This window comes from Halomonas sp. HL-93, from assembly GCF_900086985.1.
Classification (GTDB): domain Bacteria; phylum Pseudomonadota; class Gammaproteobacteria; order Pseudomonadales; family Halomonadaceae; genus Vreelandella.
Genome location: NZ_LT593974.1, coordinates 2,636,550 through 2,651,875 on the forward strand (window position 1 = coordinate 2,636,550; position 15,326 = coordinate 2,651,875).

A 15,326-nucleotide genomic window follows, 5' to 3' on the forward strand; every position below is an offset into this window, starting at 1 on the left:
GCCACTGGACACTTTTTGGAAATAACGGCTCATGGACACCCCGCACTCACAAGAACCGCCCACGCTCAAGAAATCGCACAAGCTGAGTAACGTCTGCTACGACATTCGTGGCCCGGTACTCGACCACGCCAAGCGCCTGGAAGAGGAAGGCCAGCGGATTCTAAAGCTGAACATCGGCAATCCCGCGCCGTTTGGCTTCGAGGCCCCCGAGGAAATTCTTCAGGACGTGATGCGCAATCTGCCTACCGCCCAGGGCTACTGCGATTCCAAAGGCCTTTATTCAGCGCGCAAGGCGATCATGCAGGAATGCCAGCGCAAGGAGATTCCCGGCGTCGGCATCGAAGACATTTACATCGGCAACGGCGTGTCGGAGCTGATCGTGATGGCCATGCAGGCGCTGCTCAACGACGGCGATGAAGTGCTGATTCCGGCCCCCGATTACCCGCTGTGGACCGCCGCCGCCCACCTGTCCGGCGGCCACGGGGTACATTACCTGTGCGATGAGCAGGCCGACTGGGCACCGGACATGGACGACATCCGCGCCAAGGTCACCAGCCGTACCCGGGCCATCGTGCTGATCAACCCCAACAACCCCACCGGCGCAGTCTATCCGCCCGAGGTGGTACGTGAAGCGCTGGCCATTGCCAGGCAGCACAATCTGGTGGTGTTCTCCGACGAGATCTACGACAAGATCCTTTACGACGGCGTCGAGCACACCGCCACCGGCGCGCTGGCCGACGACGACCAGTTGGTCATCACCATGAACGGGCTGTCGAAAAGCTACCGCTGCGCCGGGTTCCGCTCGGGATGGATGACCATTTCGGGCACCCTGGCCAAGCTCCACGCCCGCGACTTCATCCAGGGCCTGACCATGCTGGCCTCGATGCGCCTGTGCGCCAATGTGCCCGCCCAGCACGCCATCCAGACGGCGCTCGGCGGCTATCAGTCGATCAACGACCTGATCCTGCCCGGCGGACGCCTGCTGGCGCAGCGCGATATCACCGTGGAAAAGCTTAACGCCATTCCCGGCGTTTCCTGCGTGACGCCCAAGGGGGCGCTGTATGCCTTCCCAAGGCTTGATCCCAAGGTGTTTAACATCAAGGACGATCAACAGTTGGTGCTTGATCTACTGCTCCAGGAGAAAATTTTGCTGGTTCAGGGCACGGCGTTCAACTGGCCCGAGCCCGACCACGTGCGCATCGTCACCCTGCCCTGGGCTGACCAACTGGGGGATGCATTGGACCGCTTTGCGAATTTTCTGGGACGCTACCGGCAGTAATCACAGCTAATTCATCAAGATTGCTCAACAGCACTTGAAACCTGGACGTAGCGCACGTATCTAATCAAACCAGTACGGCATACCAGCGACTGTCCAACTCAACTCAACACAGTCACACTTAAGACAGTTATACCTAAGGGAGAACCTGCCACATGATGCGCATTTTGCTGTTTTTAGGCACCAACATTGCAGTGTTGTTGGTTGCCAGCCTGACGCTACGATTGCTTGGGGTCGAAAGTTACCTCAATGCGCAAGGCATCAACTTCACCAGCCTGCTAATTTTCTGCTTTATCTTTGGCATGGCCGGGTCAATGATCTCGCTGTTCATCTCGAAGTGGATGGCCAAGCGTAGCACCGGCACGGTGATCATTGAAAAACCGTCAAACTCAACCGAGCAATGGCTGCTCGACACCGTTGCCGAGCTTGCCCGCGAGGCCGGCATCAAGACGCCGGAAGTGGGCATTTTCCCCGCTCAGCAGTCAAATGCCTTCGCCACGGGCTGGAACAAGGACGATGCCCTGGTCGCGGTGTCAGCCGGCCTTCTGAACCGCATGCGCCCCGAGGAAGTGCGCGCCGTTCTGGCTCACGAAATCGGCCACGTGGCCAACGGTGACATGGTGACTCTGGCGCTGATCCAGGGTGTGGTGAACACCTTCGTGATGTTCTTTGCCCGCGTCGTCGCCCACCTGATCGATGGCTTTTTGAAAAGCCGCAGCGATGGCGAAGGCGGCCTCGGCTTTATGGGCTACTTTGCCGTGGTCATGGTGGCCGAGATTATCTTTGGCATCGCGGCCTCGGCCATCGTCGCCTGGTTCTCGCGCTTTCGCGAATACCGCGCCGACGAAGCAGGCGCACGGCTTGCTGGCACCGGCGCCATGGTCAACGCCCTGGCTCGCCTGAAAGGCGAAACCGAAATGCCTGACCAAATGCCCGACACCCTGCGCGCCATGGCCATTACCAAAGGCCAGACGCGTTCACTGGTGGAACAGCTGTTTGCCAGCCACCCGCCGCTGGATGACCGTATTCGCGCATTGAAAGAAGCCGCTTATCGCCAGTAAGTGTTTACATACCTGGGCCTGTTGACAGTTAACTGCGCAACCCATAAAAGCCGCCCTGCCTTATCACGAGGGCGGCTGAATAGATCCCACAAACTAACCCAGTGATTCAAAAAGTGCGGAGCGAAAACATCCTCTGCCTTCTGATTTGGCTTGATAAAGCAGTTTGTCGGCAGCACGAACCAGTGCTAGTGGGTTGTCTCCCGTCACGTGTTGCGCGGTAGCGACACCAAGACTGATCGTAACAATCGGTGCCACTTTTGATTTACCATTGGGAATGGCCAGTGCTTTGACTGCTAATTCCAGCTCTCCGGCTTTATGGCGGGCTCCGCAAAGATCGGTTTCCGGCAAGAGGCAAGTAAACTCTTCACCGCCATAACGAGCAACCAAATCTCTGGGACGATTCAGCGTCGCTCTTAGGGATGATGCGATACTTTTTAGGCATTCATCTCCACTGACATGGCCGTATAAATCGTTATAGCGCTTGAAAAAATCGATATCGATAAAGATTACAGATAAAGGCAATTGACTCTGCTTACAGCGCTTCCACTCTGCATCCAGTAACTCATCGAAATAACGCCGATTGGCCACTCCGGTAAGACCATCTTTAAGCGCCAAATCATGCAACCGAAGCGTTTCTTGATCACGACGTTTGAGTACAGTGGCTGAAATCTGTAAAGCGGTTGAGCGCAGCAACTCAGCACTCTGATCAGGCATGCCAGGATGAAGTTGAGTCTCCGCATTGGTGCTCTGGGCAATACGAAAAATACTGCCATTGACGCTAAGTTCTTGGACAACCGAGATAGATCGTCGATTATTAATGTATTCGAAAGCGGATGGGGGAGCATCATTTAATGCCCAAGATAAATCCAGCGCTCGTTCTGGAAGCAAACACGCTGCATGAATATCACGCGCACTCAGCCCCTTGACTAATAAAGGAGCAGCATCGGCAAATTCTTCAACAAAATCCGAATTCCAGTCAACCAAGCGTTGCTCAATATCAAAAATGGCAAAGCTTTGAAAAAAAGTGGCCGCGTTAGTCATACCGAGCACTCTGCTGCGATGACAGTTGCTCTGAAGCCATTGTTGTACCCAGCACGCGTGCACGAATTTTAGCAAAAGCGGTTGTACGGGAAGTGTAAATGTCGTCGCAGAAAGGCGAAAAGCCGCAGTCGTCGGTGGTGCCTAACTGCTCCAGCGGTATATGACGTGCCGCTTCCAGCACACGCTTACAGACTTCCTCAGGCGTTTCAATGTAAGGATTATTGACATCGATAACACCGATGAAGGCGCGCTGCCATGGTTTTAAATAGCGGGCAACAATTCTCAATGCCCGATCAGGATCTGTCTCCGCCGCCATCGCAATATAAAAATTGCCAGCCTTGAGCTCGAAGAGGCTGGGTAAAAGCTCGGCGTAGTCCACATCAGCACTATGCGTGGAATTGTGATCGGCGCCGGGACAAGTGTGGATACCGATATATTGACGGTCTTCATCAGTAAACCGTTCCAAGACCCTATTATTTAAATCAATAAACCCATTCAGTACGCTACCACTCGGGTCGAGCTTAATCGCCAATCGCCCCTCGGTGAAATCGATTTGCACTTTTTGTGCGCCAGCGGCAAAGCAGGCACGAATTTCTTTTTCCTGCTCATTGACCAAATCCTCCAGGAACTCTTCGCGGGTATAATCAGGAATACTCTCTGGGGGATAAAACAAACTCAATGCTGAGACTGAGATGATGGCTTGCTTCATTGGGCGCTGGGTATATTGTCTGGCCGAAGCCAATGTCTCTGAAGCGGAAAGAATGAAGCGAAAAGGCCCAGCAGTTAAGCGGGGCAACCGACGCACGTGACCATCCTGGAAGGGAATTTCAAGACCGTCAGGAGCAATATTCTCCCCCCCTTCGACCGAATAGGTAGCAAAGCTATGTGTTTTACGCTGTTCACCATCACTGATGATAGGGGACCCCGTTGCCTCAAGTTCTCTCATCGTTAGTTGAACTGCTTGATCATAAAAGGTGGTCATGGCCTCCGCATCAAGCTCGCCTGACTCAAATTGACGCTGAGCCTGCATCAACTCTTCAGTACGGGGTATGCTGCCAATAGCTTCAGTCGGTAATGTGATCATTTCTTTTGCTCCCAATGCTCAAATGCGCACGCGCACGGTTTAACAGGTAGATATGAAATACCAGAAAACCACGCCGTGCTGATTAATAGCGACTCATTCTACTTTCCAAACCCCCAGGCCAATGCAGACAAGAATTGAATACTAGCCCGCATACACATTAAACCCCGCCCCACGCAGTATGCTTCCTAGCCCTACCGCTTCGCCAGAAAGCTTCACGGTGAGCGTGGCAAACTCACGGCGCACTGGGTAATCGGCTCGGCAGCGGTCAAAACCCTGAGTAATCCCCCACTGGCGTACTTGTCGCGCAAGACTGTCATGGTCGCGGCGCACGTCGTAAACCGCCCGCGTGCAAAGCCTGAGGGCGTCATCCACCGGCAGCGCCTGTTCAAGCGCCAGGCTTGCCAGCGCAGGCGGCGGGCACAGCTCGCCAAACCCAAGGTGACTCGGCTGTCCTAGATGATCCGCCAGCGCCTGGTGAATCATCCAACTACCACGTAACTTGCCATCCAGGCTGTAACCCGCAATATGCGGTGTCGCCAGGGCCGCTAAATCCCGCAAGCTGGGGTCAACGGCCGGCTCTTGCTCCCAGACGTCCAGCACGGCGGTGATATCCCCCGTGCCCGACAGCCGGCTGCGTAACGCCAGGCCGTCCACGCAGTCGCCACGCCCCGCATTGAGCAGTACGCTGCCCGGCGCTAACTCATTGATGCGCTGGGCATCCAGCAAATGTTGGGTGGCGTATGGGCCGGATGCCACCCGTGGCGTATGCAAGCACAGCACGTCGCAGCGGGCGATGAGTTCATCAAGCTCGGAAAATCCCATTGGGCCTTCGCGCTCGGCCCTCGGCGGATCGCAGGCCAATACCGGCACGCCTAGCGCCGTTAGGCGTTCAACCAGCCGGCTACCCACGTTACCCACCCCGATAACGCCCACACATCGCTCGCTGAGCACCCAGCCGTCGCGCTCGGCAAGCGTCAATAAGCTACTAAGCACATAATCCACCACGGCCTCGGCGTTGCAGCCCGGCGCGCTGGCAAACCCGATACCCCGCTCTTCCAGAAAGGCTTGGTCGATGTGGTCGGTACCGATGGTACAGGTGCCGACAAAACCCACGCGACTATCAGCAAGCAGCGACCGATCAACCTGGGTGACCGAGCGCACAATCAAGGCATCGGCGTCTGCTACTTCGGCGGCGCTAATCTCACGCCCGGGCACGCGGGTAAGTGAGCCGAAAGTCCCAAAGCAGGGGTCAAAGGCGGGGATATTGGCATCGACAACAAGTTTCATAGGCGTTTTCTTATCCGAGCTTTACAATACGCCCGCATCGGCTTGTGGTGCAGACACGTTTAAGGGGGCGTTAAAGCGAATGTTAAGGGGAATATTTTGATCGTACGCTGGGAAACCGACCATGACTACGTGTTGGTGCATATTCACCAGGATATGCTGGGTGATTGGATTTTTAGTCGCGCCTGGGGGCAAATTGGCACCCAGTACGGGGGGTTGAAACATCAATTGGCTGACACCCTTGCCCAGGCCCATATGTGGCTGGAAGATGAAACCACCATTCAGGCCTCGCGTGGGTTTCGCAAAGTGCTGGAAGTGGCTGACAACTCTCCCGAAGGTCAGGAGGCCATGCGCCAGCTGTCACTGCTTGACGCCTTCTGAACCTGATCACCCTAAAAAGCGCCGCCCACTGATCTGGTGCGCGCCTTTCGGCGGAGCGCCTTCAACAGAATCGGTGAGCGCCTCCAGGGCCGCTTCATCCAGCCAGCCCCGTTTGTGCAGCCAGTCGCTCAAGCGCTCAAGCTTATGACCACTTTCCAGCTCCTTCCCCTCGTCGTCCGCCAACACGGGGATGCGCTCGCCGTAGCTTGCCAGCAGCGCATCGTCGTCACTCACCTCAACGCGCAGCCACTCAATCGGCTGCCGGGTTAACGCCGCCACCTGTGCCTCCAGCTCGTCGCAAAGATGGCAGCCCTGGGTGGTGTAAATCGTCAGTCGAATCATATCGCGGGCCTGAATTGATAGCGCTATTCGCGCTGGCGTAGCAAGAACACATGGTGCGCGTTGCTACGTCGCTGGAAATCCGGATCAAAGCTGCGCGCGGTTATATCCTCGACCACAAACTGCTCGCTCAGCGAGTCGTCCAGCTTGAAACGCCGCTGGTTATTGGAGAACACCAGGGTGCCGCCCGGCGCAAGTCGCGCCATAGCCAGTGTCACCAGCCGCGGATGGTCGCGCTGCACGTCCAGGGTGTCGCGCATTTTCTTGGAGTTGGAGAACGTCGGCGGGTCCATAAAGATCAGGTCGAACTCGGCATTGGCGGTTTCCAGCCAGCGAAAGCAGTCATCACGCACTACCCGATGCAGCCTGGGGTCCAGCTGGTTGAGGGTAAAGTTATCCCGCGCCCACTCAAGGTAGGTATTGGACATATCCACGCTAACGCTGTCGCTCGCTCCGCCCAATGCCGCCTGCACTGTGGCAGTCGCGGTATAGCAAAACAGATTCAAAAAGCGCTTGCCGCTGGCCATCTCAAAGAGCATGCGGCGCACGGGGCGATGATCAAGAAATAGTCCGGTATCCAGATAATCGCGCAGGTTAACCCATAGCCGAGCACTGCCTTCCCGCACCTCGAAGCGCTCGCCGCTGGCGTCGCGTTTTTGGTACTGGGCGCTACCGGTTTGCCGCTCACGACGCTTGACGTGGATCTTGCTGGGATCGACGTCCAGCACGCTGGGCATTACCTCCAGGGCATCAAATAGCCGCTTTTGCGCCTGGGAAGGGTCCACCGAGCGTGGCGCCGCATACTCTTGCACGTGTACATGATCGCCGTAGCGATCGACCGCCAGAGCATATTCGGGCATATCGGCATCGTAAAGCCGGTAGCAGGTTTCTCCGCTTTGCTTCAGCCATTTTTTTAGCCGCTTTTGGTTTTTGGCCAAGCGGTTGGCAAACATCTGCGCGTTATCCGACACCTTTGGCGCTGTTTTGTCGACGGCCATTGGCGCATCACTATCAGACTCGATCCGAGTTGGGTGATGCTCAATGGTCATCAACAACAGTTTGGCGTCCAGGGCGCCGTTTTTCAGCGCGTACTGTTTGTGCGCTCGCAAGCCAAGCCGGTGCCCCAGATCAGGGTTGCCGGTAAACACCGCAAGCGTCCAACCGGGGAACAGCGCTTTGGATTTATCACCCAGTTGGGCATACAGCTGCACCAATTCGGGCAGTTCCCCCAATCGTTCGCCATAGGGTGGATTAGTGATCAACAGCCCCTGTTCGTCAGTCATGCCTTCGGGGCGAGAAAGCTGAGCAAGGCGTTGCCCGTGCAGGTGAATCAGCGCGGGAATACCAGCACGCATGGCATTGGTCTTGGCGGCCGAGAGCGCCGCTGGGCTTTCATCAAAGCCGGTCAGCGAGGTTTTACAGCGCTTGCGGCCAATTGACGCCCGCGCATCGGCCTCGCGCTTTAACTCACGCCATTGGTCTTCATCGTGACCGGCCCAGCCGTGAAAACCAAAGCGTTCGCGGTGCAGGTTGGGCGCCTGATCGGCGGCCATCAACCCGGCCTCAATGAGCAGCGTCCCCGCCCCACATAGCGGGTCAATCAGCGGCTCCCCTGCTTTGGCACGCTCAGGCCAGCCTGCGCGCACCAGCAAGGCGGCCGCCAGGTTTTCTTTCAACGGCGCGTGGCCCACATCACGGCGATAGCCACGCCGATGCAGACTTTCTCCTGAGAGATCGATGCCAAGGGTCGCATTAGCGCGGTGCAGGTGGGCGTAAAGACGCAGGTGTGGCGTCTTGGTATCAATCGTGGGGCGTTCCTGGCCAGCCAATTGCAACGCATCGACCACGCCATCTTTCACTGTTTGCGCACCGAAGCGGGTATGGCGGATGTGATCACTGCGGCCATGAAAATCTACCGCCATGGTCCGCCCGGGGGCCAAATGTTGGGTCCAATCCAAGCGTGCCACCACGTCACGCAGTTGTTCGGCAGTTTCGATCATTGGCTCGCGCGCCAAGATAAGGATGATGCGGTTAGCTAACCGCGACCATAGGCATATACGATAGGCCGTGGCCTGTTCGGCTGAAAAATAGACACCTGCCACCGTTGTTTTACCTGGGGTAGCGCCTAGCGCTGCCAGTTCGTCGGCTAGCAGGCTTTCGATGCCCTTGGGGCACGTCGCCAAAAGGCTGAGGGGGGCGGTTGAGCTTAACTCTGTCATGGTAATGGCTGCGCGTAACTGCGCGATATTCCTGTATATGGCAAATGTGTTTACGTCTTATGACAATTTGATGGTCGACAAGAGACCCCATCATGGTCTAACAATAAGAGAGTAGCTACTGAAAAACGCATGCGTTGTCTGTCAGGGTCTCAATGACCTATGGCGTTGACGAACCGGCCGCCCGGTGGGTTCAGCACGTGAGTGCTAGACCATTGTGCTGGGACGGCGGTTCACTCTTGAGGTCAGCTCTCGAAATAGTGGCGGCGAGACATAGGGGCGGGTTGCCCTGTATCACGCCCCCCGTTATTTCATCTTAAAGGCTTTCATGAAAAGAGGTTAGCCAATGAAACGACAAAAACGTGATCGCTTCCAGCGAGCTTATGTACACGGCTATAAAGCGGGTATTACGGGTCGCTCCCGTGATGATTGTCCTAGTCAAGAGATTAATTTACGCGAATACTGGATGAGCGGTTGGCGTGAAGGTCGCGGCGACCAGTGGGACGGCATGACCGGTGTATCAGGCATCCATAAAAATCCCATGGTAATGACCTAACCCTTTACCTTTAACGAACATACAGTAAGCCCGCTGACTAAAGCGGGCTTTTTGGTTGTATACGTCCTTTAAAATGGCGCAAGCCAACAGCCTGCACCTCACTAGTTGACCACCATGCCTATTAATTTATTTTTAGAGCGTTGGCGCACTCGCTAACAAGCTTGGGCCCACGATAAATTAGCCCTGAATAGAGCTGTACCAAATCCGCTCCGGCATCGCGTTTGGCCCTGGCCGCCTCACCGCTGTCGATGCCGCCAACGCCAATAATCGGTAACCGAGGCAGTTGCTCGCGCAATAACCGAATCACCCGGTTCGAGGCTTCAAACACTGGCTTGCCCGATAGCCCGCCCGCCTCGTCGGCTTGCGGGTCACCTGCCACCGCTTCCCGGGAAAGCGTAGTATTGGTGGCGATCACTCCATCAAACCCATTGCGCTCGATGCTACCTGCCACTAGCGCCACTTCCTCGTCCGTCATATCCGGCGCAATTTTTACCAGCAGCGGCACATGACGGCTCGATTGCTCGTCCAAGGCTTGGCTACGCGCCCGAATAGGTGCCAACAAGGCGTCTAGCTGAGCGCCAAACTGCAGCGTACGCAGCCCCGGTGTATTGGGCGAGGAAATATTCACGGTGATGTAATCAGCGACCCCATGAACCGCCTCTAAACAGGCCAGATAGTCGTCCAACGCATCGTCTACCGACGTGTTCAGATTTTTGCCGATATTAATGCCCACCACACCGCCATAGTGGCGCTGTTTCACCTGTGCGACTAAATGTGCGACGCCGCGGTTATTAAACCCAAACCGATTAATGATGGCCTCGTGGCCCGCGAGACGGAACAAGCGGGGCTTGGGATTACCCGGCTGGGCCACCGGCGTTACAGTGCCGACTTCAATAAACCCAAAGCCAAGCTCACCCAGCGCGTCGATGTGATCGGCGTTTTTATCCAACCCAGCCGCCAGGCCCACACGGTTGGCAAAATGCAGCCCCATCAGCTCAACAGGATCCTCGACCGGCTTGCCTACCAAGCGCTTAATACCTCCCAGGCGGTGTAGAGAATCCAAGGCTCTGAGCGCCATGCCGTGGGAAGTTTCAGGGTCGATGCGGAATAACAGCGAGCGAGCAAGCATGTACATGGTGGGTCTCTTGGAGCAAGGGCTAAAAAGCGGTCGCTAGTATAACGCAAACGGGCGCTCCCCGGAAAAACCAGAGAACGCCCGCAAGGATGGCAGCGCGGTTTAGCTTTCGCTATCGCTTTCCGCCAAGTCGACCAGTTCACGAATGGCCACTGCAAACAGCGCAAAGCCCACTTCACTGCCGCCGCGTACCTCGTCGATCAGACGACACCAGCGGCGGTGCAAGTCGGCGTGCTGATCCAGCCATTGAGCGACACGCTCCTGGGTGTCACGACTGCCGGCCTCCAGCTTGAGTACGCTAGTGGTTAGCGCCAACTGCTGGCGGTCGATATCATCACGGAAGGTTTCCCGCGCTTGGGCCTGCCAGGCATCGCGCACTTCAAGCTGGGTAACCTGCTGGATCATCCAGGGGAGCTCCAGGCGGCTACCAATCTCGTAGAAGACCTCGGCTACACGCTGGGGTTTTTCATTGGTGGCCCGTGCTGCCTGGATAATGCCCAGACCAGCATACAGGCTGGGAGCCGCCGCTACGGTCGAGGCTAATGCATCGGGAACGCCCGCTTCTTGCAGCTCTTCAAAGCGTTGTTGCCACGCAGCCAGTTCCTCGCCGCTGAGCAGCTCGCCAATGCCTTCCTGTAACTGCGCCAAACGGGGACGGAAGTACTCGATGGTATCCTGGGTCGATAGCCCCATGTGCTGACGCAGGAACCACCGCGTCGCGCGGCGGATCATGCGCATCACGTCGAGCATCATCGCGTATTGCACACGGTTGGGCACCTGGTTATCCAGTGCTTCCAGCTGGGCCCACAGAGTAGCCAGATTAAAGCTGTCCCGGGCAACGACGTAAGCGCGGGCAATATCCGCTCGGCCAGCGCCCGTTGAGTCCATGAGCCGGCGCACAAACACAATGCCCATGTGGTCGACCAAATCGTTGGCCACCTGAGTGGCAACAATCTCGCGCTTCAGACGGTGGTCATACATTTCCGGCTGATAGCGCTCGGTCAATACCGCCGGGAAAAGACGCTCAAGATGCTGGTGAATATACGGGTCGTCTGGCACCTCTGAGGTAATCAAGTCGCCTTTCAGGGTGCTCTTGGCGTAAGAAATCAATACCGAGAGTTCCGGAAGGCGCATGCCCTGTTGCTGGCTCGCACGCTCTTTTAATACGTCATCGGCGGGGAGGAATTCAAGTTCTCGGTCAATCTGACCGGCTGACTCCAACTCGCTGATAAAGCGGCGGTAAGGCCCCATACCCTGCTGGGAGAGAATGGCCGAAAGATCCAATGCCTGAGTTTGGCGGTAGTTATCGAGAATCACCAAATCGGCGACCTCGTCGGTCATCTCGGCCAGCAACTGGTTGCGCTGCTTGTCGGTCATGTCGCCGCGCTTGACCACCTCATCAATCAGGATCTTGATGTTCACTTCATGGTCGGAGCAGTTGACGCCTCCGGCGTTGTCGATAAAGTCGGTGTAAACCCGCACGCCCTTGGCGGCGGCTTCCATGCGGCCCCGCTGGGTCAGGCCCAGGTTACCGCCCTCGCCTATCACCCGGCAGTTCAAATCATTGCCGTTGATGCGCAACGCGTCGTTGGCTTTATCGCCCACATCCGCGTCAGTCTCTTCCGAGCCTTTCACATAGGTGCCGATCCCGCCGTTCCAGATCAAATCGACCTTGGAGACAAGCATTGCGCGGATCAACTCGTTAGGCGAAAGCCGCGTCTCTTCAATGTCAAACGTCGACTGCATTTCGGGGGTAATCGCAATCGATTTAGCACTGCGGCTAAACACACCACCACCTTGGGAGATCAGCGCCTGATCGTAATCTTCCCAACTGGAACGCGGCAGGTCGAACAAGCGCTGACGTTCGGCAAATGAGGCAGCGGCGTCCGGCGTAGGGTCGACAAAAATGTGCAGGTGGTTGAAGGCCCCCACCAGTTGAATCGTCTCCGACAGCAGCATGCCGTTGCCAAACACGTCGCCCGCCATATCACCGATGCCGATCACGCTAAATTCATCGCGCTGGGTATCGACATCCAGGTTTTTAAAGTGACGCTTGACCGATTCCCAGGCACCGCGTGCGGTAATACCCATCTTCTTGTGGTCATAGCCGTTGGCGCCGCCGGACGCAAAGGCATCACCCAGCCAGTGACCATATTCAAGCGAGATTTCGTTAGCAATATCCGAGAAGGTCGCCGTACCCTTATCGGCAGCAACCACTAAATAGGCGTCGTCTTCGTCGTGGCGCACCACGCTCTCTGGCGGCACGACATCGCCCGCGACGAGGTTGTCAGTCACATCCAGCAGCGCGCGGATAAATAGCTGATAGCAGGCAATGCCTTCTTTTTGCTGGGTTTCACGGTCGGCGTTCTCTGGCATCCGCTTACAGACAAAGCCACCTTTCGCGCCCACCGGCACAATCACTGCGTTTTTAACCTGCTGTGCTTTCACCAGTCCCAGCACTTCGGTGCGGAAATCCTCATGACGGTCGGACCAGCGCAGCCCGCCGCGGGCCACCTTGCCGCCGCGCAGGTGCACGCCTTCCACCCTTGGTGAGCAAACGAAAATCTCAAACGCAGGACGCGGCTTGGGCATGCCGGTCACCTTGGAAGGCTCGAGCTTGTAGGCGATGTAGTCCTTGGGACGACCGTTTCCGCTTTGCTGGTAATAGTTGGTGCGTAGCGTCGCCAGGATCAGCTCCATAAAGCGGCGCAACAGCTGGTCGTCGTTAAGGCTGGCGACTGCCTCAAGGTGTTCATTAATGCGCGCCACGCACTCGCTGGTGTCGTGGTCATCCAGACTGGGGTCGAAACGCTGCTGGAATAGCTCCACCAGCGTCTGGGTGATCACCGGGTAGTTGGCAAGCGTGGTGGCGATGTAGTCCTGGGACATGCCAAAGCGAATCTGCTTGAGATAACGGGCATAGCCCCGCAGCATGGCCACTTCGCGCCAGTCCAGGCCTGCGCCGATGATCAAGCGGTTAAAGGCGTCATTATCAGCCTCACCGGCCCAAATGCGCTTGAACGCTTCGCTAAACGTTTCACGCATATCCGAAAGGCTTACCTCAGCGCCGCTATGCTCCAGCTCGAAGTCATGAATCCAGTAGCGCTGTTGGGGGCCGTTGATATCGTAGGGGCGCTCGCCAATCACTCGCAGGCCGAGGTTTTCCATCATCGGCAGCACGTCGGAAAGCGGAATTTGCGTCGCTCGGTGGAACAGCTTGAGGTTGACCCCGCCGCTCTGCTCTTCCAACGGTCGATAGAGCGACAGTGAGAGATCGTCACCGCTGTCCAGGGTCAGCAGGTGCTGCACGTCAAACACTGCCGTTCGCGCGGAAAAGTCTTCGCGATAGCTGGCGGAAAACGCTTCGTGGAACTGCTCCATCAGGTGGTTGGCGCGCTCTTCGCCGAACCCTTCGATCATCGCGGCCTGCAGGTCGTCGCGCCAGCTGCGCGCCAGGCGGGCAACCTTGCTCTCCAGATGCTTAAGGTCGTACTCGCTGGGCGCATCGCCGTTGAAGCGCAGAATCAATTGAATACGTGCCAGCACCGATTCCGACAGGTACGTATTGAAGTCTCCAAAGCGGGCGTCAAGCTCGTCGCAGAGCATGTGCTGGATGCGCTGTCGCAGGTCGGTCGAGAACACGTCACGAGGCACGAAGACCAGGCACGAATAAAACTTACCGCTGACGTCGGCACGAATAAACAGACGTACCTGGCGGCGCTCACGGATATTGAGAATGCCCAGCGCCGTGCTGGCCAGCGCCTCGGTATTCATTTGGAAAAGGTCGTCGCGCGGATAGACCTCCAGCACCTGAAGAAGCTGCTTGCCGTTATGCCCTTGGGGATTGAAACCGGCAATATCCATCACCGCTTTGAGTTTGCGACGCAGCAGAGGAATATTGCGCGGTGATTCGTTGTACACCGTAGCGGTAAACAGCCCAAAGAACCGCCGCTCGCCGATCACATTGCCATGATCATCGTAGCGGTCGACAGTAATGTAATCTGGATAAGTTGGCCGGTGTACCCGAGAATGATGAGCACTTTTGGCAAACGACAGCAGCTGCGGCACCAGCACATAGTCGTTGTGTTCGCCAATGCCTTCTTCGGTACGAATACGCTCGCAGTAGCGTGGCTGATCCAAACGGAAGACACCCAGCACGCTGTCGGGGTCGCGGGTTAACTCGCCGTCTTCAAGCAGGTATTCGTCGTAACCGAGAAAGGTAAAGTTATCTTTAAGTAGCCATTCCAAAAAGGCGATGGCCTCTTCGTGGTCGTCCGGGTCGATTTGCGGCGGGCAATTTTTCTCAAGCTCCTGAATGGATCCGCGAATCTGCTCGCACATGGCATCGAAATCACCCACGGCGGTGCGTACATCGCGTAACACCTCGTGCAGGTTGTGCTCAATTTTCTCCAACAGCTCAGGGTCGGTATGCCGGTCGACCTCAATCACAATCAGCGACTCGCGCGCCTCTGGTGCTTGTGCATCGCGGGGCGAACCTAACGCCTGCAGTTGGTGCTGCGCATCTCGGCCAACCGCCACTACCGCATTCTGAATAGCATGAACCGTTAGGCCGCGACGATTCAGCTCAATGCGTACAGAATCGACCAAAAACGGCATATCCTCGTGAAGTACCGCAACAAAGGTGTGCGTCGACTGCCAGCCATGCTCTTCAAAATCGGGATTGAACACTCGGATTTTGGGGCTTTGCGGGTCGTGGTGCTGCAAGAACTGCCAAATCGAGAGTGTCGCCCCATAGAGGTCATCCAGACGGCGATCAATGAGATCTTCCACCGGTACCGTCGCGTAGAAGTGTCGCGCGAAGGCATCGATAGCCGTAGCGCGGGTCGGCTCCAAGCGATCGTGCAGACGTTCTTGTAGCTGCTTCAACAAATCTTGCCGACTTTCTTCAATCGCAACGTAATGCATCCATCACCTCAGCTACCGGGGCCATCA

11 protein-coding genes are annotated in these 15,326 nt (G+C 56.7%); 4 read left to right on the forward strand and 7 right to left on the reverse strand.

The genetic code is table 11. From position 1 onward, the window contains the following. Nucleotides 1–31: 31 nt before the first annotated feature. Nucleotides 32–1,279, forward strand: a complete 1,248-nt coding sequence (locus tag GA0071314_RS12295) for a pyridoxal phosphate-dependent aminotransferase (protein WP_074396913.1) — start codon at nucleotides 32–34, stop codon at nucleotides 1,277–1,279. A 152-nt stretch (nucleotides 1,280–1,431) separates the two neighbouring features. Continuing rightward, nucleotides 1,432–2,337 carry a protease HtpX gene (gene htpX / locus GA0071314_RS12300; RefSeq protein WP_074396914.1) on the forward strand — a complete coding sequence of 302 codons (906 nt, stop codon included), beginning with the start codon at nucleotides 1,432–1,434 and terminating at the stop codon, nucleotides 2,335–2,337. Between the two features lie 93 nt (nucleotides 2,338–2,430). On the opposite strand, the gene GA0071314_RS12305 is transcribed toward htpX, so the two are convergent. From GA0071314_RS12305 to pdxB, 3 genes are all read right to left on the reverse strand, one after another. Then, entirely contained in the window at nucleotides 2,431–3,378 is a 948-nt protein-coding gene (locus tag GA0071314_RS12305) for a diguanylate cyclase (RefSeq protein ID WP_074396915.1), read from the reverse strand. Then, nucleotides 3,371–4,462, reverse strand: a complete 1,092-nt coding sequence (locus GA0071314_RS12310; RefSeq protein WP_197668811.1) for a cobalamin-independent methionine synthase II family protein — start codon at nucleotides 4,460–4,462, stop codon at nucleotides 3,371–3,373. Before GA0071314_RS12310 ends, GA0071314_RS12305 begins: the two co-directional genes overlap by 8 nt. Nucleotides 4,463–4,603: 141 nt before the next feature. After that, complete coding sequence (pdxB, locus tag GA0071314_RS12315; RefSeq protein WP_074396916.1) at nucleotides 4,604–5,749, reverse strand: 4-phosphoerythronate dehydrogenase PdxB; 1,146 nt, start codon at nucleotides 5,747–5,749, stop codon at nucleotides 4,604–4,606. Between the two features lie 96 nt (nucleotides 5,750–5,845). Here pdxB and GA0071314_RS12320 point away from each other — a divergent pair, with 96 nt between their 5' ends. After that, entirely contained in the window at nucleotides 5,846–6,127 is a 282-nt protein-coding gene (locus GA0071314_RS12320) for a hypothetical protein (RefSeq protein WP_074396917.1), read from the forward strand. Nucleotides 6,128–6,133: 6 nt separating this feature from the next. Here GA0071314_RS12320 and GA0071314_RS12325 read toward each other — a convergent pair whose 3' ends face one another. Further along, nucleotides 6,134–6,469, reverse strand: a complete 336-nt coding sequence (locus tag GA0071314_RS12325) for a glutaredoxin family protein (RefSeq protein WP_074396918.1) — start codon at nucleotides 6,467–6,469, stop codon at nucleotides 6,134–6,136. Nucleotides 6,470–6,492: 23 nt separating this feature from the next. Then, a complete protein-coding gene (gene rlmKL, locus GA0071314_RS12330) occupies nucleotides 6,493–8,685 on the reverse strand; it encodes a bifunctional 23S rRNA (guanine(2069)-N(7))-methyltransferase RlmK/23S rRNA (guanine(2445)-N(2))-methyltransferase RlmL (protein WP_074396919.1) in 2,193 nt (730 codons plus the stop codon). Nucleotides 8,686–9,028: 343 nt separating this feature from the next. Between rlmKL and rmf the strand changes: the two genes are divergently transcribed. After that, nucleotides 9,029–9,238 (forward strand): ribosome modulation factor, encoded by a 210-nt coding sequence (gene rmf, locus GA0071314_RS12335; protein WP_074396920.1) that lies wholly within the window; start codon nucleotides 9,029–9,031, stop codon nucleotides 9,236–9,238. Nucleotides 9,239–9,359: 121 nt separating this feature from the next. Here the strand turns inward: rmf and GA0071314_RS12340 are convergent, their stop codons facing one another. After that, nucleotides 9,360–10,373, reverse strand: coding sequence for a quinone-dependent dihydroorotate dehydrogenase (locus tag GA0071314_RS12340; RefSeq protein ID WP_074396921.1), 1,014 nt, complete (start codon nucleotides 10,371–10,373; stop codon nucleotides 9,360–9,362). A gap of 102 nt (nucleotides 10,374–10,475) precedes the next feature. Next, nucleotides 10,476–15,299, reverse strand: a complete 4,824-nt coding sequence (locus tag GA0071314_RS12345) for an NAD-glutamate dehydrogenase (RefSeq protein WP_074396922.1) — start codon at nucleotides 15,297–15,299, stop codon at nucleotides 10,476–10,478. Nucleotides 15,300–15,326: the final 27 nt, after the last annotated feature.

What these genes read in the sequence shown, in the direction of transcription:
- GA0071314_RS12295 (WP_074396913.1), top strand. Translation starts at nt 32, where the DNA reads ATGGACACCCCGCACTCACAAGAACCGCCCACGCTCAAGAAATCGCAC.
- htpX (WP_074396914.1), top strand. Translation starts at nt 1,432, where the DNA reads ATGATGCGCATTTTGCTGTTTTTAGGCACCAACATTGCAGTGTTGTTG.
- GA0071314_RS12305 (WP_074396915.1), bottom strand. Translation starts at nt 3,378, where the DNA reads ATGACTAACGCGGCCACTTTTTTTCAAAGCTTTGCCATTTTTGATATT.
- GA0071314_RS12310 (WP_197668811.1), bottom strand. Translation starts at nt 4,462, where the DNA reads ATGATCACATTACCGACTGAAGCTATTGGCAGCATACCCCGTACTGAA.
- pdxB (WP_074396916.1), bottom strand. Translation starts at nt 5,749, where the DNA reads ATGAAACTTGTTGTCGATGCCAATATCCCCGCCTTTGACCCCTGCTTT.
- GA0071314_RS12325 (WP_074396918.1), bottom strand. Translation starts at nt 6,469, where the DNA reads ATGATTCGACTGACGATTTACACCACCCAGGGCTGCCATCTTTGCGAC.
- rlmKL (WP_074396919.1), bottom strand. Translation starts at nt 8,685, where the DNA reads ATGACAGAGTTAAGCTCAACCGCCCCCCTCAGCCTTTTGGCGACGTGC.
- rmf (WP_074396920.1), top strand. Translation starts at nt 9,029, where the DNA reads ATGAAACGACAAAAACGTGATCGCTTCCAGCGAGCTTATGTACACGGC.
- GA0071314_RS12340 (WP_074396921.1), bottom strand. Translation starts at nt 10,373, where the DNA reads ATGTACATGCTTGCTCGCTCGCTGTTATTCCGCATCGACCCTGAAACT.
- GA0071314_RS12345 (WP_074396922.1), bottom strand. Translation starts at nt 15,299, where the DNA reads ATGCATTACGTTGCGATTGAAGAAAGTCGGCAAGATTTGTTGAAGCAG.